We start from the raw sequence: 22,318 nt of genomic DNA on the forward strand, positions 1-22,318 counted from the left end.
GACAGCGCCTGGGCGGCGAAGGCTTCGTTCGCCTCGATCAGGTCAAGGTCAGCAATCTGCCAGTCAGCTTTCTGCAGGCAACGCTGCGTAGCTGATACCGGAGCAATACCCATGATGGCCGGATCGACGCCAGCGTTGGCGTAGGCTGCAATGCGTGCCAGAACCGGCAAACCCAGCTCCTGCGCCTTGGCTGCGCTCATCAGCATCACCGCAGCGGCACCGTCGTTCAGGCCGGAGGCGTTTCCGGCGGTGACACTGCCATCTTTCTGGAAAGCCGGACGCAGCTTGCCCAGGGCTTCGGCAGTGGTGCCAGCGCGAGGGTTCTCGTCGCGGGCTACCTGCAGAGGATCCCCTTTGCGCTGGGGGACGCTGACCGGTGTGATCTCGGCGTCGAAGTGGCCGGCTTCCTGCGCAGCCACCGCCTTTTGCTGCGAGGCAGCGGCGAACGCGTCCTGTTCTTCGCGACTGATCTGATATTTGTTGACCAGATTTTCCGCGGTGATGCCCATGTGGTAATCATTGAAGGCATCCCACAGGCCGTCGTGGATCATGCTGTCGATCAGCTTGCCATGGCCCATGCGCAAGCCAGTGCGTGAGCTCGGCATCAGGTGTGGCGACAAACTCATGGATTCCTGGCCGCCGGCGATGATCACGTCGGCGTCGCCGCAGCGGATCGCCTGGGCACCCAGATGCAGCGCCTTGAGGCCGGAGCCACAGACCTTGTTCAGATTGAGAGCGGGAACGCTGAAGGGCAGGCCGCCGTGAATAGCCGCCTGGCGCGCTGGATTCTGGCCGCAACCGGCGGTAAGCACCTGACCGAGGATGACTTCATCGACAATGGCGGGGTCGATGGCGGTTTTTTCCAGCAAGGCGCGGATGACCGTCGCGCCCAGTTCATGGGCAGGAATGTTGGCAAACTGGCCACCAAAGCTGCCGATGGCAGTGCGGGTAGCGGCGACAATCACGACATCTTGCATGGACGATTCCTCTATGCGAATGCTTTAAAGGGCACAAGCATAGAGGGCTCGCCAGATCAGGACAAGATGTGTCTCACGCGCGATTCAATCGGTGCTCGATCAGTTCTTCGACGACCGCTGGATCGTTCAGGGTGGAAATGTCGCCCATGGTGTCGAGCTCATTGCAGGCGATCTTGCGCAGAATGCGGCGCATGATCTTGCCTGAACGGGTCTTCGGCAGCCCGGGCGTCCACTGGATGAAATCGGGCTTGGCGAAGGAGCCTACCTGCTCGGCAACGAATGCCTTGAGTTCCTTGATCAGCTCGTCGCTCGGCGTAATGCCGCGCATTGGCATCACATAGGCGTAGATGCACTGGCCCTTGATGTCATGCGGGCAACCAACCACGGCCGCTTCGGCCACCGAGTCGTGCAGTACCAGAGCGCTTTCCACTTCCGCGGTACCGATACGGTGACCGGAGACGTTGAGCACGTCATCCACCCGCCCGGTGATCCAGTAGTAACCGTCTTCGTCGCGGCGGGCGCCGTCACCGGTGAAATACACACCCTTGTATGTGCTGAAATAGGTATCGACCAGACGCTGGTGGTCGCCGTATACGGTCCGGATCTGACTCGGCCATGAGCGCTTGATAACCAGGTTGCCGCTGGCGGCGCCTTCCAGTTCGTTACCCTCGGGGTCGTATAGCGCCGGCTCGACACCGAAGAACGGGCGAGTGGCCGAGCCGGGCTTGAGGTCTGTTGCCCCGGGCAGGGGCGTGATCATGATCGCGCCAGTCTCGGTCTGCCACCAGGTGTCCACGATCGGACAGCGCATCTCACCGACCACGTGGTAGTACCACTCCCAGGCTTCGGGGTTGATCGGCTCGCCGACGCTGCCGAGCAGGCGCAGGCTTTCGCGGGATGTGCCGGTAACCAGTTCGTTACCCTGGGCCATCAGCGCGCGGATCGCGGTCGGAGCGGTGTAGAAGATATTGACCTTGTGCTTGTCGACGATCTGCCAGCAACGCGAGGCATCGGGGTAGGTCGGCACGCCCTCGAACATCAAGGTGGTCGCGCCATTACACAAGGGGCCGTAGACGATGTAGGAGTGGCCGGTGATCCAGCCCACATCCGCCGTACACCAGTACACCTCACCCTCGTGGTAGTCGAAAACGTAATGGTGGGTCATGGCCGAACCGAGCAGATAGCCGCCGGTGGTGTGCAGTACGCCCTTGGGTTTGCCGGTGGAGCCGGAGGTATAGAGAATGAACAGCGGATCTTCGCTGTCCATCGATTCGGCCTTGCATTCGGTGCTGACTGCGGCGCATGCCTCGTGGTACCAGATGTCGCGGTTCTCATGCCAGCCGATATCACCACCGGTGCGCTTGACGGTAACCACGGTATGTACGCCGGGGCATTCCTGCAGCGCCTTGTCCACGTTCTGTTTCAGCGGGACATTCTTGCCGCCGCGTACGCCCTGGTCCGCCGTGATCACGGCCTGGCAGTCGGAATCGTTGATACGGTCACGCAGGGCATCCGGTGAAAAGCCGCCGAATACCACCGAATGCACCGCGCCGATGCGCGCACAGGCGAGCATGGCATAGGCTGCTTCGGGGATCATCGGCATATACAGGCAGACGCGCTCGCCCTTTTTTACGCCGCGGGCGCGCAGGACGTTGGCCAGCCGGCAGACATGCTCATGGAGTTCGCGATAGGTGATATTCAGTGAATTGGAAGGGTCGTCGCCTTCCCAGATAATCGCCGTCTGATCACCGCGGGTAGCCAGATGGCGATCGATGCAGTTGGTGCTGACATTCAGCTTGCCGTCAATGAACCAGGCGGCCTCGCCTTTATTCATGTCACTCTCGTGTACCCGGCTCCAGGGTTTGTCCCAGGTCAGAAAGCGCTCGGCCTGTTCGGCCCAGAACTGGTCCGGCTGCTCGATTGACTGCTTGTACAGCCGGTTGTAGCCGGCTTCGTCGATGTGTGTATCCGCGCGGGCAGCGTCGGATACCTTGTGGTTTTCGATCTTGTACATGACTCGGGTCCTCTTGTTATTTTCTGCGGCACAGCCGGAAGCATTCTTGCTTTAAGCGTCGACCATTACCGCAGGCAATTCAACCCTTCTTTGGTCTGATAGCACGCCGCCGCAGGGGAGGCAGCGGCAAGCTGGCAGCGTGCCAAAAAAAGGGTTTGGAGAGGAGTGAGATATCAGTTCAGATGAAACAGCAGGTTGTCGATGAGCCGGGTCTTGCCCAGGTAGGCCGCGGCGAGGATCACCATGTCGCGGTTTTCGGCATCGACCGGTTCGAGGGTGATGGCGTCGCGCAGATCCAGGTAGTCGGCGCGCAGACCGGAATCGGCCAGGCGCTGGCGGGCGGCTTCAATCAGCGCCGGGTAATCCCGCGCGCCGGCCTGGATTGCCTTGGCAACCTGTTGCAGCGTCTCGAACAGGACCGGCGCAATTTTCCGCTCCTCGGGACTGAGATAGCCATTGCGTGATGACAGGGCCAGGCCGTCGTCGGCACGCACCGTCGGCTCCCCCATGACCTGTACCGGCAGGCAAAGGTCATGGGCCATTTTGCGGATAACGGCCAACTGCTGGTAATCCTTCTGGCCAAACACGGCAAGATCGGGCTGCACTATATTGAGCAGCTTGCACACCACGGTGGCCACCCCTTCAAAATGCCCGGGTCGACTGGCGCCGCACAGGCCTTCGGAAACGACCGGCACACTGATGCGAGTGTGACCCGCCATGCCCTCGGGATACATTTCTTTCACATTGGGCGCGAAGACCAGGTCGGCTCCGGCATCCAGCAGTTTGCGCTGGTCTTCTTCCAGGGTCCGGGGGTAGCTTTCCAGATCTTCGCCGGCGCCGAACTGCAGCGGATTGACGAAAATACTGACGACGACAAAATCGGTTCGCTGGCGTGCCTTGGCAACCAGTGTGACATGGCCGGCGTGCAGGTTGCCCATCGTCGGCACCAGACCGATCCGCTTGCCGTCCTGCCGGGCACGATTAAGTGCTGCGCGCAGCTGGGCGATGGTGTGCAGGGTGTTCATCGTTATTAAAACTCGTGTTCGGCGGCAGGGAATTCGACGTTCTTCACCGCGTCGACATAGGCGCGCAGGGCGGACGGCACATCCTGCTGGTCAAGCATGAAGTTTTTCACGAAACGTGGCTGACGGTGACCGCGTGTCAGTCCGAGCATGTCATGCACTACCAGGACCTGGCCGTCGGTGCCGCTGCCGGCACCAATGCCGATCACCGGCACTGACACAGCGGCTGTTACTGCATTGGCCAGGGCGCTGGGGACGCACTCGAGCAGCAACATGCTGGCGCCGGCCGCTTCCAGTGCCTTGGCGTCATCCAGGATGGCCTGCGCCTGGGCGTCGATACGTCCCTGCACCTTGTAGCCGCCGAGCAGGTTCACCGCCTGCGGGGTCAGCCCCAGATGCGCGCACACAGGCACTCCGTTCTGTACCAGGGCCTGGATGATCGGAGCCAGCCAGCCGGCTCCCTCGAGCTTGACCATGTGCGCGCCCGCCTGCATGAGCTGGGCGCTGCTGGCCAGGGCCTGTTCGACATTGGGGTAGGACATGAAAGGCAGGTCGGCCATGATAAAGGCGCTGCTGTTGCCGCGTTTAACGGCACGGGTGTGGTAGGCCATGTCGGCGACAGTGACGGGCAAGGTGCTGTCATTGCCCTGCAAAACCATGCCCAGCGAATCGCCCACCAGAATCATCTCCACGCCGGCCTCATTGACCAGCTGGGAGAAGGTGGCGTCATAGGCAGTAAGGCAGGTGATCTTTTCACCAGTCTGCTTGAGCTTGCTCAGCGTTGTCAGGGTTACGTCAGGCATGGCGGGTTCCATTGGTTCGGCGCACGGTTGCGTCTGTATTCGGGAGACATCTTTTACCCCTGTGCCGGCATATCGGCAATAGCTTCGATGCCTTGCGCAGGGCAATTTTGCAACAGATGTTGCAAAGGGGTGCCATCCGGAAGAATCAGGTCCGGATCGAGTTCGGCCAGCGGATATAGTACGAAGGGGCGCGCATGCATATGGTAATGCGGTACGCGCAGCCGGTCGCTGTCTATCTGCTGGTTTGCATACAGCAGGATGTCGAGATCCAGTGTACGCGGGCCCCATCGCTCGGCCTTGCGCTGGCGCCCCTGCTGCTGCTCGATGGCTTGCAGCGCGTCGAGCAAGGCAAGGGGCGTCAGGGTCGTGTCGATCAGGGCCACCGCGTTGACGTAGTCTGGCTGATCCTGCGGGCCCATGGGTGCGCTGCGATATAGACGTGAACAGCGCAGCAGCCGGGTCCCGGCCAGGGCCGCAAGCGACTCGCAAGCCTGGCGCAGCTGCGCTCGCGGTTCAGCCTGATTGCTGCCCAGGCCGATATGGCAGCGGTGGCTCATGAGTCCGCCGAGGTCCTGGGTTTGCGTTTCTTGCGGCCGCGCGAGCGCTTCGGGCCAGCGCCGCTGTCATCCAGTTCGCTGATCATCTTGCGCCTCTGGTCGCCCGCGGCGTCCTGATAGCGCGTCCACCATTGACCCAGGCCGTCGGTCTGTTCACCGGCCGCCTCGCGTAACAACAGAAAGTCATAGGCGGCGCGAAAGCGCGGATGTTCCAGTAGCTGATCGGCGCGACGGCCGTTGCGCCTCTCAAGGCGGGGCTGCATGTCCCAGATTTCGCGCAGAGGGACACTGAATCGCTTGGGTATGGCGATGTGCTGGCACTGCTCGGTGAGCAGGTCCTGCGCGGCCTGTTGCTGTGCGGGAATGGTCGGAATGCCCTGTGCTTCCAGGTCGCGGATGCGCGGTGCCAGTGCCGGCCAGAGCAGAGCGGCAAAAAGAAATGCTGGAGTGACCGGGCGACCATCACGTATGCGATCATCGGTATTGCGCAATGCCTGACGAATCAGCGCGAGACTGTAATCAGGGTTTTCCTCGATCGCTTCTTCGGTATCTGGAAACAGCGGCTCGAACAGATAGTAGTAGTGCAGCAGGTCGAAAGTCTTCTCTCCCTGACCACTCATAAGCAGTTTAAGCGACTCGTCGAACAGCCGTGCCGGGGGGATATCAAACAGCAGATCAGTCATGTCCGGAATCGGCGCGGCGCTGTGTGGCTCGATCTCGAAATCCAGCTTGGCGGCAAAACGCACTGCCCGCAGCATGCGGACCGGGTCTTCCTGGTAACGCTGTGCGGGATCGCCGATCAGCCGTATCAGCCCGTTGCGGATATCGTGCATGCCGTTGGCATAGTCATGTATATACCCGGTGCTGACATCGTAATAAAGCGCATTGATGGTGAAATCCCGGCGCTGTGCATCCTGCTCGAAGTTGCCATAGACGTTGTCACGCAGCAGGCGGCCGGACTCGCTCTGGCGAGATTGTTCAGCGCCCTGCGGTTCGCCGGCGTCATCTTCGGCATGGCTAGCGCGAAAGGTGGCGACCTCAATGATCTCGCGACCGAAGTGCACATGCACCAGCTTGAATCTTCTGCCGATCAGCCGCGCGTTGCGGAAGGTGGCGCGGACCTGCTCGGGCGTGGCGCTGGTTGCGACGTCATAGTCCTTGGGGGACATGTTCAGCAGGGAATCGCGGACGCAGCCGCCAACGACAAATGCCTGGTATCCGGCCTGTTGCAGTCTTTCGACTACGTTCACTGCGTTCTTGCTCAGCCGCTCACGCCGCAAATTGTGCTGACTGGCGGGGATGACCGACGGCGTGGTGCGCCTGTGGGCTTGGCGGCCAAAGGGGGTTGGCAGTTTCTTCAACAGCTTTCGAATCATAGGTTCAGGCTTTCCACCGGCATTTTTCAACCCGGTTTCAGAGGGCTGCACTTAGCATGAATGTCAGGGGAGCAGCACTGGGGAACTGATCGCTGGAGTAACCACGACGATAGGCCCGAGTCAGCACACTGCCTGACTTGACTGGGGCATTCTAGCCTGAATGGTGCGGAAATTAAATTAAGTGCGGAAATTGAGCGAAAGTGGCGATTGAAACAGGAGGGGGGGTAAAGCGAGAAACTCAAGGGGAGTATGAACTCCCCCCAATGGTTTTCTTATTCTTGTTGTTTTTCAGCAATTTTTCTTCTTAGGCATTAGCGGCAATGCCGCTATCTGGTTACCCATCCCGGGCTGCCGAAAACAAACGGATTGCTTTGGAAGCTTATGGCTAAACTCAAGGCCTATCATTGGCTCTGGATCGTCAGGTTGCTCAGGCAACTTTTATTGTTCTATCCAGACGGACACCCTGTCCGCAGAGCAAGTACACACATTCTCCAAAAAAATCAGTTTGCTGCGACTTTCACGTATTGTTTTTATTGTGTGTGCAGTCAGATCTTATTTTTATTATGTTTTTTGGTTTTTATTGTTGTTGTGCCAGATATAAAGCATTCGCCGTGCCAACTTTGACATTCCCTTTAAAAACAACATGTTGGGTTTTTCTGGCGGTATGACGCAGGGTATGGGTCCGGGGTGACGTTACCTATCAACCCGCAGAAGTGTTACGTGGGGTCGAGGTGGGGGTAACACTTGCCAGGTTTACGATCGGTTAACGGGTAACACTCTGTCCGGCAAGCACAAGGCGTTGAAATGAGGCGCTGGCCGGTTCAGAGGCGGGGGTTCAGGAGTTGGCGGTTTTCTTGCGTGGGATGCCGAGTCGCTGACGTCTCTCCCACAGACACTTGCGGCTTACGCCCAGCTTGTTGGCCAGCTCGGTTTCGGTCATGCGATCCTGATGCTCAAGGACGAAATGCTGGAAATAATCTTCCAGCGACAGATCCTCGGTGGGTTCGCTGCTGACGTTCTGTTCGTGACTCATTGTCTGCAGGGCGCTGGCGGCCTGGGATGCGCGCTCGTGCTCGATATCGAGCTCGATACCCAGTAGTTCGGTCGAAATCTCATCTTCGTCGCACAGAATGGCTGCGCGTTCGATGGCGTTTTCCAGCTCTCGCACGTTGCCGCGCCAGGTGTGCAGGCTGATGGCCTGCTTGGCTTCCGCGCTGAAGTGCAGACCGCTCTGGTTCATGTTCCGGGCAGCGCGGGCAAGCAGCGCTTCGGCGATCAGCATGATGTCGTCGCCACGTTCGCGCAATGGTGGAAGCCGGAGTTCAATTACGTTGAGACGATAGTATAGATCCTCCCGGAACAATCCCTGGCGGGCCAGCGTCTTGAGATCGCGGTGCGTGGCTGCTACCAGGCGTACGTCAACCTTGTGCGACTGCACCGAGCCGACGCGGCGAATTTCTCCTTCCTGCAGTACGCGCAACAGGCGCGCTTGGGCTTCCAATGGCAGCTCGCCGATCTCGTCGAGGAACAGGGTGCCACCATCCGCCGCTTCGACCAGGCCGGTACGCCCTGCGGTGGCCCCGGTGAACGAGCCCTTTTCGTGACCGAATAGCTCGGATTCAATCAGTGCTTCAGGAATAGCCGCGCAGTTGACCGAAATCATCGGTGCCTTGGCGCGCCGTGAATGCTCATGCAATGCCTTGGCGACCAGTTCCTTGCCAGTACCCGATTCACCCTGAATTAGTACCGTGGAATCGGTCGGTGCCACCTTGCCGATGCGTTTGAACAGGGTCTGCATCGCCGGACTCGAGCCGATGATACCCATGGTCGCATTCTTGACCACGGCGGGCTGTTGCCCTGCCGAGGAGCTGCTGATTTCAGCCGCGGGGTCGACCGCGACCGGTGTCGGGTTACGCCGCGCCTGGCTGTCCTGGATGATACGGGCGACGGTCTGCAGCATTTCTTCATGATCAAAAGGCTTGGCGATGTAGTCCACGGCGCCGAGTTTCATCGAGTCGACAGCCGAGCGCAGGCTGGCGTAGCTGGTCATGATCAGTACCGGTGTATCGGGCGCTCTGCGAATCATTTCGGTACCGGGCTCGCCCGGCAACCGCAGGTCACTGATCACCAGATCGAAGGTGCCGAGGTCGAACTGGTTCACCGCGTCGGCAACCGATCCGGCTTCGCTGACCTGGTACTGATGCCGCTCGAGCAGGCGGCGCAGTGCCGAGCGGATGATTGCCTCGTCTTCTACAACCAAGATATGTGACATAGGTACCTCATGCGCGGTGACCGCCGAAAGAGAATCAGGCAGTAACACCGTAGCTCAAAACGCTGTAGCGGGGCAGGGTGATGGTAAACCGCGTGCCGCGCTGGAGTATTGGATCTGCCGGGCTGTCGACGGTTATCTGTCCATAGTGCTCTTCGATAATCGAGTAGACCAGTGCCAATCCGAGCCCAGTTCCTGTCCCTGGTTGCTTGGTGGTGAAAAAAGGCTCGAACAGGCGATCCATGATGGCCTTGTCTATCCCGCTGCCCTGATCCTCGACGTGCAGCAGGACCTGATGCTCGTTCTGCTGGGTCGAGATGGTGATGGTGTCGGCGTTGCGACTTGCATCGCGGGCATTGCCCAGCAGGTTTATCAGGACCTGGACCAAGCGTTGGCTATCACCGGCGACCACATGTTCGGGATTGCAGAGGTTAACATAAATCACCTCGGTTCCCTGTCGATTGAGTGACAGAAGATGAATCGCCTCGCTGGTACAGCTAGCGAGATCGACTGCTTCGTTACTGTTGTTATGGCGACTGCCCACGTGGGCAAAATTGACCAACGACTGGACGATACGGGAGATCCGTCGGGTCTGTTCCATTACCTGGTCGGCCATCTCACGGGCCTCGGGCTGATCCGATTCTTCGCGCAGGTTCTGCGCCAAGCAGGCGATGCCGGTGACCGGATTGCCGATCTCGTGGGCCACCCCAGCGGCCAGGCGACCGATTGACGCCAGCCGCTCGGAGTGCATCAGTTCGTCTTCGAGCATCTGGGTCTCGGTCTGATCCTCGATCAGCAGCACCAGGCCGCTGCTGACGACGTTACCGGGTTCATCGATGGCAGCCTTGTGCAGGTTCAGCCACTGGGTCTGTCCATTCACCACGAGCTTCTGCTTGTGCAGGTGGGCCGACTGATCGCTGACGAAGCGGCCGAGCAGCTCGTTCCAGGGCGCCTCGATATTGTCAAGGCGCGACCCCACCACATCTTCGGCACTTATTCCGGTGAGTGCCTGCATGGCCCGATTCCACATCAGTACTTCATTGTCCTTGGCCAGCGAGCAGACCCCCATGGGCAGGTCCTGGAGGGTCTGGCGGTGGTAGCGGCGCAGCGCGTCGAGCTCGGCTGCGAGGCCGGTGAGACGCGAATGGTAGTCTTCCAGCCGATTCTCGATAAAGTGGATGTCTTCGGTAATGTAACCCTCGCGCGCCAGCTTGAATGGCAGGAAGGTACTGATGATCTCCTGCGCCACACTGGGGCCCATCAGGCCCGAAAGATTGGCTTCGAGGCGGTCGCGCAGGCGGCGCAGGGCGTAGGGCCGACGTTCGTCAAAGGGCAATTGCAGATCGCGCAGGGCCTGCTCGACTTCCTGCTGGGCGGTCTTGTTGCCCAGGGGCTTGGCCAGTTGCTGGGCAAACTCCTGGGGCGAGTCGGCGATCAGCGCCATACGCTGGGGGCGGCTGACGTTATCCACAGAGCAGGCTTCCGCGGCACTTTGTTCCTCATGCGAGCGTTGGGTGAACAACGAGATGCTGGTGAAGGCAAAGATGTTCGCGGCCAGCGAGGCGATGGCAGCCAGATGCCAGGTGTCGGCGTTGAAACTCAGGGTCTGGCCGAGGACCTGCAGTCCGGTGACTTCGGTGACCAGGGGCAGCAGCAGGGTAATGGCCCAGACCAGCATGCCGGCAATCAGGCCGCCGATGAAGCCGCGGCGGTTGGCCTGTTGCCAGTACAGAACCGAGAGCGCACCAGGCAGGAACTGCACGGTAGCGACAAATGAGGCAATGCCCAGATTGGCCAGGTCCTGCTCTGCTCCGAGCAGCCGGTAGAAGCCGTAGCTGGCCATGATGATTGCCGCAATCAACGTGCGTCGGGTCCACAACAGCCAGCGGTAGATGTTGTTTTCCGCGCTCGGCTGGTAGATCGGCAGTACCAGGTGGTTGAGCACCATGCCGGAAAGGGCCAGGGTGACGACGATGATCAGGCCGCTGGCGGCGGACAGGCCGCCGATAAAGGCCAGCAGCGTAAGCCAGTCTTGGCCGGCCGCGACACCCAGGCCCAGGGTGAAATACTCAGGGTTGGTAGGTACGCCCAGATGCAGGCCGGCCCAGAGAATCGGCGGTACCGCCAGACTGATCAGCAACAGGAACAGCGGTAACCCCCAGCTGGCTGTCGCCATCGCCCTTGGGTTGAGGTTCTCGGTGAAGGCCATGTGATACATGTGCGGCATGACGATCGCGGCGGCAAAAAACACCAGCAGCAAGGTGCGCCACGGGCCCTCCTGCAGGGGCGAATGCAGGGTCTGCAAAGCCTGTTGATTGTAGGTTAGCCAGGACTCCAGGCCCGCCGGGCCACCGAACACGCCGTACAATGCGTAAAGCCCGACTGCGCCGATGGCGACCAGTTTGACCAGAGATTCGAAGGCGATCGCCATCACCAGGCCTTCGTGCTTTTCCCGGGTGGATATATGCCGGGCGCCGAACAGGATCGCAAACAGGGTGATCAGTACACAGAAGCCCAGCGCTACCGAATTCTGACCGGTTTCCTGGGTAAGAATCTGTACCGAGTCGGCGACTGCCTGGATTTGTAGCGCCAGTAGCGGCAATACGCCAATCAGCATGCACAGGGTGGTCAGGGTGCCGGCCAGGGTGCTGCGAAAGCGGAACGCAAAAAGATCGGCCAGGGACGACAACTGGTAGGTGCGGGTAATGCGCAGAATCGGATTGAGCAGCACCGGAGCGAGCAGAAAGGCGCCGCACACCCCGAGATAGTAGGTGAGAAAGCCGTAACCGTATTCATAGGCCAGACCCACCGTGCCGTAGAAGGCCCAGGCGCTGGCGTAAACGCCGAGTGATAACGTGTAGATAGCGGGATGACGCATCAGTGCCCGGGGCAGCATGCCGCGCTCGGTTATCCAGGCAACGCCGAAAAGGGTCAGCAGATAGAGAATGCTGACCAGGAGCAGGTGGCTAAGCTCAAAGCTCATCGGCATCTTTCGGACTCTGCAACACAATGCCGGCGATGATCAGGATCAGCCAGAGCACATAGGGGCGATACCAGGCGCCCTGCGGCTCGATCCACCAATCCATGATGGCGGGCGAGAACAGGTATATGCCGATCACCAGCAAGAGTACCAGGCGGTAGATATACATGGGCATCCATAGATCGGCGACAGCGGGCTGTCGTGGGTTGCCTGCACGCCATGCGACGGAGCAGGTAGTGTACTAGGGTAATCAGGCGAGACTCGCTTGCCAAGCTCCGCAGGGTGTCGGTCTCATCCGGATGCGTCTTCCTGGTGCAGTATTTCCCGCCGGGCGGGGAGGCGCCGGGGCTGCCAGTGTTCGATACCCCAGGCAATCAGTTCTGCCACCGGCGCATTTTGCAGCTCCCAGGGCGGCTGCTGAGCCAGCACATTCAGCGCAGCGAAAAGACTGCCAGACGCCTGCGGCCCCTCGACCGGTGCCGAACCCACCCGTTTGCTCAGCTTCTGGCCGCGTCGGGCCATCATCAGCGGGAGGTGCATGTAGCTGGGACGCGGCGCCTGCAACAGCCGGTACAGCCACAGCTGGCGGGGCGTGGAGTCGAGCAGGTCGGCACCGCGCACAATATCGGTAACGCCCTGGGCGATGTCGTCCATCACCACGGCCAGCTGGTAGGCAATGATGCCGTCGCGGCGACGGATCACGAAATCGCCGACCTCGCTTTCCAGGCGCTGGACCACTTCCCCCTGCAGTCGGTCAGTAAACACCGTAGGCTCATCAGTTACCCGTACGCGCACGGCATGGTTGTCGGCGGGAGGCAGATTGCGCTCGCGACAGGTACCCGGATAGATCCCGTTGTGCACTGTCAGATCACTGCGAGAACAATCGCAGTAGTAGGCGACGCCGCGGTCAAGCCAGTCGTGAATCTGCGCCTGGTAACGTGCCTGCTGTTGGCTTTGCACCAGGATCTCGCCGTCCCATTGCATGCCATGGGCTGTCAGCGCCTTGAGTATCAGCTCCTGGGCGCCGGGCTTGTTGCGCGGGCCGTCAAGATCTTCGATGCGTACCAGCCATTGGCCCTGCTGTTGGCGGGCATCGAGATAGCTGGCTAGAGCGGCGAGAAGGGAGCCGAAATGCAGGTGGCCGCTGGGCGTTGGAGCGAAGCGTCCGATATAGGGTACAGAGGGCGAGGTCATTGCAGGCAGCCTGTTTCAGCAGGCGAAGAAAATCGACCAACCCTGGCACCGTGGAGGGGCAGGGATGGTCGACAGGGGGCTGATCAGCTGCCCACCTGCTTTTCCTTTATTTCAGCCAGAGTCTTGCAGTCGATGCACAGCGTAGCGGTCGGGCGAGCCTCAAGGCGACGAATGCCGATCTCCACACCACACGAATCACAGAAGCCGTAATCTTCGTCTTCGATCCGCTGCAGGGTCTGGTCGATCTTGCGGATCAGCTTGCGCTCGCGGTCACGGGCACGCAGCTCGAGACTGAATTCTTCTTCCTGACTGGCGCGATCGGCAGGATCGGGGAAGTTGGCAGCCTCATCCTGCATGTGATGCACGGTGCGATCTACCTCTTCCATCAACTCGCGTTTCCAGCCGTTGAGAATGGCGGCGAAATGCTCGAGCTGTTGCTCGTTCATGTACTCCTCGCCCTTCTTTTCCTTGTAGGGTGCGAACCCGCGGATCAACATTGAACTTTTTTCTTTGGCATTGCTGGGCATGAGAACCCCTCACTTTTTAGCTCGATCTTCCAGTGCCAGGCCCACGTTGCGGATGGCCTGAAGGTGCACCCAGTGGCGTGCAAGCGGGCAAAACTACCAGAACCTGATCAACCGCGCTACTGTTTGCCGTCAGATGTTTGGTCTGGCTTGCCACTATGCATGTAAACAGGCTGTCCGCCCCGCCACGGACGGGTATCATCCGCAGGTGGCAAGCAGCGCCAGGCACCACATCAACCCGACAACCAACCAGATCGACAGGGAGCAGGCATGCGCAGGCAGGGGTGGGCACACCGTACACGGGACATTCAGGCTTTTCATGTGATGAGTGTGCTGGCGCGGGCGAAAGTACTGGAATCACAGGGCCATGATGTGATCCATATGGAGATCGGTGAGCCGGACTTTTCCACGCCTGCTCCCATCGTCCGCGCCGGACAGTCTGCTTTGGCTAATGGCCATACCGGGTACACCCCGGCGCTGGGCCTGCCGGCGTTGCGCGAGGCGATAGCGGCTTCCTATGCCCAGCGCTACGGCGTGAATCTCGATCCCCGGCGGGTGGTTGTCACGCCCGGAGGCTCGGCAGCGTTGCTCCTGGTGGCCTCGCTGCTGGTCGATCCGGGGCAGAGTGTGATGATGGCCGATCCATCCTATCCTTGTAATCGCAACTTTCTGCGTCTGCTCGGAGCTCACGCGAAGATGATCCCGACGGGTCCGCAGAGTGACTACCAGCTAACGCCGGAGCTGATCGAGCAGCACTGGGACGCGGATTGTTCTGCGGTGTTGGCGGCTTCCCCGTCCAATCCCACCGGTACCCTGCTGAGCAGGGCGCAATTGAACGCGATGGCCGATGTGACGCAAAGGCTGGGCGGACATCTGGTCGTGGACGAGATCTATCATGGCCTGACCTACGACTGTGAGGCCAGCTCGGTGCTCGAGGTCGCGCCGGATGCATTCGTGCTGAACAGTTTCTCCAAGTATTTCGGCATGACCGGTTGGCGACTGGGCTGGCTGGTGGCTCCCGAATCAGCTATTCCCGAGCTGGAGAAGCTGGCGCAGAACCTGTACATCTGTGCGCCGCACATGGCCCAGTTGGCGGCGCTCGCGGCCTTTGGCGAGGAAAGCCGGGCTATCTGCGAGACGCGTCGCCAGGCATTCCAGGCGCGCCGTGACTTTCTATTGCCTGCCTTGCGTGATCTCGGTTTCGGCATCCCGGTGACGCCGCAGGGGGCTTTCTACCTGTACGCAGACATCGGCACGCACTCCAGCGACAGCGGCGCGCTGTGCCGGCACCTGCTGGAAAATCAGCATCTGGCGATTACCCCCGGATTGGACTTCGGCGACTATCGTCAGCATGAGCATGTACGCTTCGCCTACACAGCATCTCTGGATCGCCTGTACCAGGCGATCGAACGACTGGAACGGGGGCTCGGGTAGTGTCTGCAGGAATGCTTCCATTTGCGCCGCTGTTGCAAGGCGGCACGCTGCTCAAGCGCTACAAGCGCTTTCTCGCCGATGTGCGCCTGGACGACGGACGCGAACTGACCGTGCACTGCCCCAACACAGGATCGATGAAAGGCTGCGCCGAGCCCGGCAGTCGTGTCTGGATTCGCCTGGAACAGAAGGCCGGGCGCAAGCTTCCCGGCAGCTGGGAGCTGGTCGAGACCGGTCCCGGCGGGCTGGCCTGTATCCATAGCGCCCGGGCCAACTCGGTCATTGCTGCTGCGCTGGCGCTGGATCTGATCACGCCGCTCGCTGGCTACGCGACGGTGCGTCCCGAAGTCAGGCTGCCCGGCGGGGCAAGCCGCTTCGATTTCATGCTCAGCGGGCCGGGCGAATGCGTGGTCGAGGTCAAGAGCGTGACCATGGCGGTTGGCGAGGGCTTGGGTGCCTTCCCTGACGCGGTCAGCCTGCGCGGACAGAAACACCTGCGCGAACTCACCGACCTGGCGGCCAGCGGTCGGCGTGCCTGTCTGCTGTTCTGCGTGATGCACGCAGGTATCGAGCGGGTACGGCCAGCCGATGAGATCGATCCGGAATATGGCCGGCTGCTTCGCCACGCCGCAGCGCAGGGTGTGGAGATCATTGCATGGTCGGTCATACCAACGCCCGAGGGCCTTGCAGTGGCAGGGCAATTGCCGGTGGAGCTATGAGCGGGACAGACCTTTCAGTGTGCTCAGTCGAGCCAGACCTGGCCGTTGCCGATGTGGCATGCGCGCGGTTGCAGGAATGTGCCGGCGCAGGGGCCAGCGACGCACTCGCCGTTTTCCGGCAGGAAGAGTGCGCCGTGGCTGGCACACTGGATCAGCCTGCCGGAGCTGTCGAGGAACTGGTCGGGCACCCATTCCAGCGGAACGCCGCGATGGGGACAGCGGTTGACGTATACATAGGCACGCGCTCCCTGGCGAATCACCATCAGCATTTCACCGTCGCGTTCGACACCCAGGCTGCCGGGATCGGCGAGGTCGTCAAAAAGGCACAGCGGGGCGGGCAGGTAGTCGTCAGTCTCTTTCATCGACGCATTATCTCTGTCGCCACCTGTCAGCGCCAGTCTCGCACTCCGTGGTCGCGTAATCAGTTCGCCAGGAGACGTAGATGATTGCTCCTGCACAGCTCCGCCCGGTGATTCTGATTCTGCTGAGCCTTCTGTTATTGCTCGCCATGCTGCTGTCGCTGGGCCTGGGCGCAGTTAACCTGGCCCCAGGCGATACCCTTGCCGCACTGGGTAACATGCTGGGGTTGGTCGCCTCGCCGGGTGACGCCCAGGTCATCATCGAGCAGATCCGGCTGCCGCGCACACTGATGGGGCTACTCGTCGGCACCACGCTGGCGCTGACCGGTGCGGTAATGCAGGGGCTGTTCCGCAATCCGCTGGCTGACCCCAGCCTGATTGGCGTTTCCAGTGGTGCGGCACTCGGGGCGGCGGCGGTCATCGTCCTCGGCAGTTGGCTGTTTGCCGGAATGCCCGATGCGCTGCTGCCCTATGCAACCGTCATCGGCGCCTTCGCCGGCGGAGTGGTGACTACGCTGCTGGTGTACCGCCTGGGGCAGTCGGCGCAGGGTACATCGGTCGCCAGCATGTTGCTGGCCGGCATTGCGATCGCGGCGATCAGTGGAGCGCTCATAGGTCTGCTGGGTTACCTGGCCGACGACCGGATGTTGCGTACCCTGACATTCTGGAATATGGGTAGTCTGGGTTCGGCCAACTATCCGCGTGTGATTGCGCTGGGGCTCTGCTGCGCGCTGCTCTGCTGGCGTTTGCCGCGGCAGGCGCGGGCGCTGAATGCGCTACTGCTTGGCGAATCCGAGGCCCGGCATCTGGGCGTGGAAGTTGAGCGGGTCAAGCGCGAGCTGATTCTGCTGACGGCGCTGGGTGTCGGCGCATGCGTGGCGGTGGCCGGCCTGATAGGCTTCGTCGGCCTGGTCGTGCCGCATCTGATCAGGTTGATGCTCGGGGTCGATCATCGCCTGGTATTGCCCGGCTCGATGCTTTTCGGTGGTGGACTGTTATTGCTGGCTGATGTGGTGGCGCGGCTGGTGATCGCGCCAGCAGAGCTGCCGATCGGTATTCTTACTGCGCTTCTTGGCGCACCCTTCTTTCTGATTTTGCTGCTGCGCTCGCAGCGCCGGAGTGCGTGATGCTGACAGTCAGCAGATTGGGTTGCGCGCGCGGTGGTTGCCAGATTCTGCACGACATCAACTTTCGCCTGGAGGCTGGCGAGGTTCTGGCCGTGCTTGGCACAAACGGGGCTGGCAAGAGCACGCTGCTTGCAACCCTGAGTGGCGAGCTGCCTCCCGCTGAAGGTGAAATCCTGCTGGGGGGCAGGGCGCTGGAATCCTGGCCTGCCGATGAGCGCGCGCGACGTCTGGCGGTATTGCCACAGTCATCTTCACTTGCGTTTGCGTTCAGCGTGGAAGAGGTTGTGTTGCTGGGCCGGTTGCCCCATGCCAGCGGTCGGGAGGCAGATAGGCGGATAGCTGCCGAGGCGATGCAGGCAGCAGATATAGAACACCTGCGGCAGCGCAGTTACCTCACCCTGTCTGGTGGGGAGCGTCAGCGCGTGCATCTTGCGCGGGTGCTGGCGCAGATCTGGGACAGTTCGGAGCCTGCCTGCCTGTTGCTGGACGAGCCCACGGCCTCACTCGACCTGGCGCATCAGCGGCTGATTCTGCAACAGGCTCAGGAGATTGCACAGCGTGGAAATGCGGTATTGTTGGTGTTGCACGATCTGAACCTGGCGGCGCGTTATGCGGACAGGCTGCTGTTGCTTGATCGCGGCGCTGTGTCGGCGCTGGGTTCAGCCTGGGGCGTGCTGGAAGCAGAACGCATCAAACGGGTTTTCGGCGTCGAGGTACAGGTAGTTCCGCACCCGCAACTTGATTGTCCATTGATTATCGCTTGAGGTATCGCAATGCGTGGTTTTCTGCTGCTTTTGGCATGCGTCTGGGGATTTGCCGCCTATGCCCAGGAATTACCCGCTTGGGTCAGTACCGAGGGGCTGGATGACCCGCACCTGGGGAAGGTGCTGGATACCGCGAGCGGTGTCTGGCTACCTCCGTCCATGCTGGTTGAAAGCCTGGTCTCCGCTCCCTATGTGCTGGTCGGTGAGAAACATGACAACCCCGATCATCATCGTTTGCAGTTGTGGTTAATGCAGCGGTTGCAGGAAAGGCGCCCGCAGGGCGCGTTGGTGATGGAAATGATCGGACCCGCGCAACAGGCTGCGATAGATCGCCTGCAAGGAGAGTTGTCGCAGGATGGCCTGCCCCAGGATGGCCTGACCCAAAGCGAAGCGCAGCTGGAGAAGGAGCTCGAATGGAGCCCCGGCTGGGACTGGAGCCTCTACGGCCCACTGGTTAGGTGGGGTCTTGCCCTCCCGCAGCGTTTGCTGGCGGCTAACCTGACCGAAGACGAGATGCATGCCATTTATCAGGCCCCACCCGCGCCCGCAGATGTATTCAGCGCCGAGATGCTCGAGTTGCTTGAAGAGGCCATCGCTACGTCCCACTGCGGGAAGCTAGCCGAGCAACAGTTTCCGGCCATGCTGGCCGTTCAGCAGGCACGCGATGAACGCATGGCGCAGCAACTTGCTGAAGCGCCCGTGCCCGCGCTGCTGTTGGCCGGGAGCTACCATGTGCGCAAGGATCTGGGTGTGCCGCTGCACTGGCCGGCAGAAGGCCTGCAGGCGCCGCTGGTAGTGATGCTGGTGGAAGCGGGCGGGACGTTGCCGGATCGGGCCCAGGCTGATTTCGTATGGCTGACCGCAGCTCTGCCGGAAACAGATTACTGCGCCCAGTGGGAACAGGGCCAGTAGATCGCCAACAGTAGGCCGACAGAATATTCAGGCAAAAAAATGGCCCGCTCATGGAGCGGGCCTAATCCGTGATTAGCCTGATGAGGAGATAACTGCTTTGGAGCAAGCGGCTATCAACAAGTTGTCTCGCGACGACTTGTTGCTAATAATATACATTCTCATTCGCATGTCAAGAGGCTTGCTCAATTTACCTTGTAGCTTGCTTGTATTGCGTCAGTTCCTTGTTCATCAGGTCAATGCGGCGGGCCATGCTCTCGATCAGGCTGTGGGCGATCCGCGGATTGCTTTGCATCAGCGCAAGAAACTGCTCCTTGGGGATCATCATTACCGTCGTTGGCGAACTGGCAATCACCGTTGCCGAGCGCTTCTCACGGGTAAACAGGGCCATGGCACCGAAGATTTCGTCTTTCTGCACATCTCCAACCTTGATGCCCTGCACAAACGCCTCGGCATGACCCTCGGTAATAATGAACACATGGTCGGCATCATCACCCTGGCGGATCAGCTCGGCTCCCGCCAGGAAATGCTGGAATCCGGTTACCGGCCGCACTTCCGGCGGACGGCTGTATGCTAGCGCGTCAGACATCAGCGCGGCCTGGCCAAGGATATACTGGGTGAACTGTTCCTGCCGCTGACTGTTGCCATGTATGTGCTTGAACAGCAGCTCGCGATCATAGGGCACCAGCACCAGCGGCTCGTCACTGCGATAGGTGCAGGGCGCGGTGTTGAGTCCCTGCCGCAGGCCAATCAGGTCGCCTTCCTGGATATAGAACAACGGCTTGTCTTCGATGACCGCGTGCAACAGTCCGGACTGGAGTAGATAGATGCGGTTATTGCCAACATGATCGTACAGATCGTTCACTGCATCGAGGGAGATGGGTTCGCCGCAGGGCGGCAGCCCATCAAGAAGCTGCTCGGGAATGAGCTGCAGCGCATTGATGAGTTTTTCCGCGTAGGGTGGTTGATCACCGATGAGATACATGTGCGAATTCCTTTTTATGTTTCCTGTTTCCGGCAAGACATGCAGCTCAACCTCGCACAAGCTCGGGAAACCATTGCCGTTTGCGATAAGATACTGCAGTGCGTTCGGCTACCGCTAATATAAATTTCCCTGAGCGTGATCAGTTTCAACTATTGCGCATGTTTACAGCGGACGCTCTGGCACGCGCAGTGCTTAGCGTTTCCCCTGTCGCTGTCTGAGCTGCTCAAGCAGTTGTTCCTTGTAATCAGGATCAAGGTCGTTCCAGTGTACGCCCTGCAGGGCGCCGGCAATTGCAAACATCAGCGCCTTGGAAGCCCGAAAACCTCGTTCCCGCACGGCGCAATAGGCGCCAACCGGCCCACGTCGGTGCAACTCGTCGCGACTGTGAATGCCGGTGGCATGCAGCCACTGCGCAGAGGTCTTGCCGAGATTGCGCATTTCGAGAAGTTCATCGTTGATCATGAGATGCCCTCGCGCGCTATCGGCCCAGGAAGTGCGTGGAGTAAAAGAGGTAAGAGCTGGCCCTGAGCGAGCTCTGGACTGACGCGGACGGACTGGCCGCGAGATATGATAGTTTCTGTTTGCATGGTCCGGGCTTCTTTTTATTGGTTCCCGGATCCAGTGTAGTGCCGCGCGGCTGATAGGTACAGCCGCGTCGCCGGACCCTCTAGAAGCGTTTGCGCAGCTGGACCACCAGGTCAGTGAGGCTGTCGGCTGCGTCCGTGGCAACCTCCATACTGCAGTGCTTTTCCTCCCCGCTCAGCTCTTCCATCTGTTCGAGCTGATGGAGCGCCACTTTCATGTTCGCGTCGGAGGGATCCTTGCCTTCGGCTTGCCGCTTGCTGATCCGCTCCTGCAAGGTTTCCACTGCGGCAGTGCATTGCAGTATCAGACAGGGCGCGCCCTGATTCTCGACAGCCTGACGCAGTATGTCGCGCTGGGCCAGTTTCAGGTGGGCCGCATCGACAATAACCGGATAGCCTGCCGCGAGTACCCGGGTTGCCAGGTATGCCAGTCGGGCATAGGTTTTTTCGCTTAGTTCTGGCGCATACAGTCCGGCGTTCAGCTTCCCGCTATCGGCTTTGCCGAACAGGCGCTTGCGTTCGGTATCAGAGCGCAGACGTATCGCGCCGAGATGTTCTACCAGGTGCAGTGCGATGGTGCTCTTGCCTGACCCGGCCACGCCCTGGGTGAGGATGCCAAAGCGCAGCGGTACATGGGTATAGCGCTCTGCGAGGGAGGCATAGCTATGGTAGCGCGCCAGAACTTCCTGACGTTCTTCCTCGCTGACGCCGTCCTGGGTCAGTCGCAGCAGTGCCACCTTCCCGCGAACCATGGCACGGTAAGCCTTGTAATAATCGAGCAAGGCCAGTCCCTCGTAGTCACCCGTGTGCTCCAGGTAGCCATTGACGAAGCGCTGGGCCAGATGGTTCAGGCCCCGATCCTCGAGGTCCATCGCCATAAAGGCGACATCGCTCATCACGTCGATCCAGCGGAAGGCATCGTTGAATTCTATTCCGTCAAACAGCGTTACTTCCCCGTCTATCAGCGTGACGTTGTCGAGATAGATGTCGCCATGACATTCGCGTATAAAGCCTTCAGCCTTGCGCTGGGAGAGTTGGGGAATCAATCGCTGGAAGGTACTATGCGCCCATTGCTCCAGCTGCTCCAGCTGTTGCAGGTCGGCTTTGTCGCTCAGCAGACCGCGGATGTCGGTGAAGTTTTCCGCCACGGGAGCGTGCACGAGGTCTGGTTCGCCCCAGGGGGTTTCCGCTGCGGCGCGGTCGATTGTCTGATGAAACCCGGCCAGCTTTGACGCTAGGCTATCTATATGTGACGCCTCGAGGGTTCCCGCTCGTTGCATGTTGCCAAGAAGGTCCTGCTGACGGAATTGCCGAGTCTTGACCAGGTATTCGATGACCGGGCCCTCGCCGCGCAGATTAGGGGCGTCCTCGCTGCCGTGAACGCTGATCACGTCAAGATACAGGTCTGGCGCGAGGCGTCGGTTGAGGCGTACTTCTTCATGACAGAAATGCTGACGACGATCGAGCGTGGAATAATCCAGGAAGCCGAAGTTGACTGGCTTCTTGACCTTGTATACATAGTCGCCAGTGAGCAGGACCCAGGAGATGTGGGTTTCCATCAACTTGAAAGTATCAACCGGGTGGTCAAAGAGTTCGGGATTCTGCAGGGCTTTCAGCAGTGTCTGGCTCACGATGTATCCTTGCTTTGAAAGGCAAAAAGGTCATTATGCGGGTTTGGCCGGGCTCAGGCCAACCGCAAACAGGTGCAATCATCGGCGCAAGTC

General features: G+C 60.3%; 19 protein-coding genes and 1 pseudogene. 5 read left to right on the plus strand and 15 right to left on the minus strand.

Going from position 1 to position 22,318, the window contains the following annotated elements; all coding sequences use genetic code 11:
* From ABYA88_RS08565 to dksA, 11 genes and pseudogenes are all read right to left on the minus strand, one after another.
* Positions 1-977: acetyl-CoA C-acetyltransferase (locus tag ABYA88_RS08565; protein WP_373186680.1), on the minus strand; the 977-nt coding region annotated here is incomplete at its 3' end.
* Positions 978-1,050: 73 nt separating this feature from the next.
* Positions 1,051-2,991: an acetate--CoA ligase gene (acs, locus tag ABYA88_RS08570; RefSeq protein WP_373186681.1), complete on the minus strand. Its 1,941-nt coding sequence runs from the start codon at positions 2,989-2,991 to the stop codon at positions 1,051-1,053.
* Between the two features lie 173 nt (positions 2,992-3,164).
* Positions 3,165-4,016 carry a pantoate--beta-alanine ligase gene (gene panC / locus ABYA88_RS08575; RefSeq protein ID WP_373186682.1) on the minus strand — a complete coding sequence of 284 codons (852 nt, stop codon included), beginning with the start codon at positions 4,014-4,016 and terminating at the stop codon, positions 3,165-3,167.
* 5 nt (positions 4,017-4,021) lie between these two features.
* On the minus strand, positions 4,022-4,816 hold the full coding sequence (gene panB, locus ABYA88_RS08580) for a 3-methyl-2-oxobutanoate hydroxymethyltransferase (protein ID WP_373186684.1): 795 nt from the start codon (positions 4,814-4,816) through the stop codon (positions 4,022-4,024).
* A gap of 53 nt (positions 4,817-4,869) precedes the next feature.
* Complete coding sequence (gene folK / locus ABYA88_RS08585) at positions 4,870-5,373, minus strand: 2-amino-4-hydroxy-6-hydroxymethyldihydropteridine diphosphokinase (RefSeq protein WP_373186685.1); 504 nt, start codon at positions 5,371-5,373, stop codon at positions 4,870-4,872.
* Complete coding sequence (locus tag ABYA88_RS08590) at positions 5,370-6,749, minus strand: polynucleotide adenylyltransferase PcnB (RefSeq protein ID WP_373186686.1); 1,380 nt, start codon at positions 6,747-6,749, stop codon at positions 5,370-5,372. The genes folK and ABYA88_RS08590 overlap by 4 nt, the downstream gene beginning before the upstream one ends.
* A 1,083-nt stretch (positions 6,750-7,832) precedes the next feature.
* Positions 7,833-9,021, minus strand: a pseudogene (locus tag ABYA88_RS08595) (sigma-54-dependent transcriptional regulator); the annotation flags it as partial.
* 34 nt (positions 9,022-9,055) lie between these two features.
* Positions 9,056-12,007, minus strand: coding sequence for an ATP-binding protein (locus tag ABYA88_RS08600; RefSeq protein ID WP_373186687.1), 2,952 nt, complete (start codon positions 12,005-12,007; stop codon positions 9,056-9,058).
* Positions 11,991-12,167, minus strand: a complete 177-nt coding sequence (locus tag ABYA88_RS08605; RefSeq protein WP_373186688.1) for a hypothetical protein — start codon at positions 12,165-12,167, stop codon at positions 11,991-11,993. The genes ABYA88_RS08600 and ABYA88_RS08605 overlap by 17 nt, the downstream gene beginning before the upstream one ends.
* Before the next feature lie 122 nt (positions 12,168-12,289).
* Positions 12,290-13,192 (minus strand): tRNA glutamyl-Q(34) synthetase GluQRS, encoded by a 903-nt coding sequence (gene gluQRS, locus ABYA88_RS08610; protein WP_373186689.1) that lies wholly within the window; start codon positions 13,190-13,192, stop codon positions 12,290-12,292.
* Positions 13,193-13,275: 83 nt separating this feature from the next.
* On the minus strand, positions 13,276-13,719 hold the full coding sequence (gene dksA, locus ABYA88_RS08615; protein ID WP_373186690.1) for an RNA polymerase-binding protein DksA: 444 nt from the start codon (positions 13,717-13,719) through the stop codon (positions 13,276-13,278).
* A 267-nt stretch (positions 13,720-13,986) separates the two neighbouring features.
* Here dksA and ABYA88_RS08620 point away from each other — a divergent pair, with 267 nt between their 5' ends.
* Both ABYA88_RS08620 and sfsA read left to right on the plus strand, forming a co-directional pair.
* On the plus strand, positions 13,987-15,150 hold the full coding sequence (locus ABYA88_RS08620; protein ID WP_373186692.1) for a pyridoxal phosphate-dependent aminotransferase: 1,164 nt from the start codon (positions 13,987-13,989) through the stop codon (positions 15,148-15,150).
* Positions 15,151-15,161: 11 nt separating this feature from the next.
* Positions 15,162-15,866: a DNA/RNA nuclease SfsA gene (gene sfsA, locus ABYA88_RS08625; RefSeq protein WP_373186694.1), complete on the plus strand. Its 705-nt coding sequence runs from the start codon at positions 15,162-15,164 to the stop codon at positions 15,864-15,866.
* A gap of 23 nt (positions 15,867-15,889) precedes the next feature.
* Here sfsA and ABYA88_RS08630 read toward each other — a convergent pair whose 3' ends face one another.
* Complete coding sequence (locus ABYA88_RS08630; protein WP_373186696.1) at positions 15,890-16,228, minus strand: Rieske (2Fe-2S) protein; 339 nt, start codon at positions 16,226-16,228, stop codon at positions 15,890-15,892.
* 80 nt (positions 16,229-16,308) lie between these two features.
* On the opposite strand from ABYA88_RS08630, the gene ABYA88_RS08635 reads away from it, so the two are divergent.
* Genes ABYA88_RS08635 through ABYA88_RS08645 form a run of 3 tightly spaced genes read left to right on the plus strand, consistent with a single transcriptional unit; the run spans position 16,309 to position 19,028 of the window.
* On the plus strand, positions 16,309-17,352 hold the full coding sequence (locus ABYA88_RS08635) for a FecCD family ABC transporter permease (RefSeq protein ID WP_373186697.1): 1,044 nt from the start codon (positions 16,309-16,311) through the stop codon (positions 17,350-17,352).
* Positions 17,352-18,116 (plus strand): heme ABC transporter ATP-binding protein, encoded by a 765-nt coding sequence (locus tag ABYA88_RS08640; protein ID WP_373186698.1) that lies wholly within the window; start codon positions 17,352-17,354, stop codon positions 18,114-18,116. The genes ABYA88_RS08635 and ABYA88_RS08640 overlap by 1 nt, the downstream gene beginning before the upstream one ends.
* Before the next feature lie 9 nt (positions 18,117-18,125).
* On the plus strand, positions 18,126-19,028 hold the full coding sequence (locus ABYA88_RS08645) for a ChaN family lipoprotein (RefSeq protein ID WP_373186699.1): 903 nt from the start codon (positions 18,126-18,128) through the stop codon (positions 19,026-19,028).
* 187 nt (positions 19,029-19,215) lie between these two features.
* On the opposite strand, the gene ABYA88_RS08650 is transcribed toward ABYA88_RS08645, so the two are convergent.
* The 3 genes from ABYA88_RS08650 to ABYA88_RS08660 form a co-directional block, all read right to left on the minus strand.
* Positions 19,216-20,010, minus strand: a complete 795-nt coding sequence (locus ABYA88_RS08650; RefSeq protein WP_373186700.1) for a cyclic nucleotide-binding domain-containing protein — start codon at positions 20,008-20,010, stop codon at positions 19,216-19,218.
* A gap of 192 nt (positions 20,011-20,202) precedes the next feature.
* The gene (locus ABYA88_RS08655) at positions 20,203-20,469 is read right to left on the minus strand and encodes a TfoX/Sxy family protein (protein ID WP_373186711.1); all 267 of its coding nucleotides are present in this window, start codon (positions 20,467-20,469) and stop codon (positions 20,203-20,205) included.
* A gap of 208 nt (positions 20,470-20,677) precedes the next feature.
* Positions 20,678-22,225 carry an AAA family ATPase gene (locus ABYA88_RS08660; protein WP_373186701.1) on the minus strand — a complete coding sequence of 516 codons (1,548 nt, stop codon included), beginning with the start codon at positions 22,223-22,225 and terminating at the stop codon, positions 20,678-20,680.
* Between the last annotated feature and the right edge of the window lie 93 nt (positions 22,226-22,318).

This window comes from Halopseudomonas sp., assembly GCF_041579695.1.
Taxonomy (GTDB): domain Bacteria; phylum Pseudomonadota; class Gammaproteobacteria; order Pseudomonadales; family Pseudomonadaceae; genus Halopseudomonas.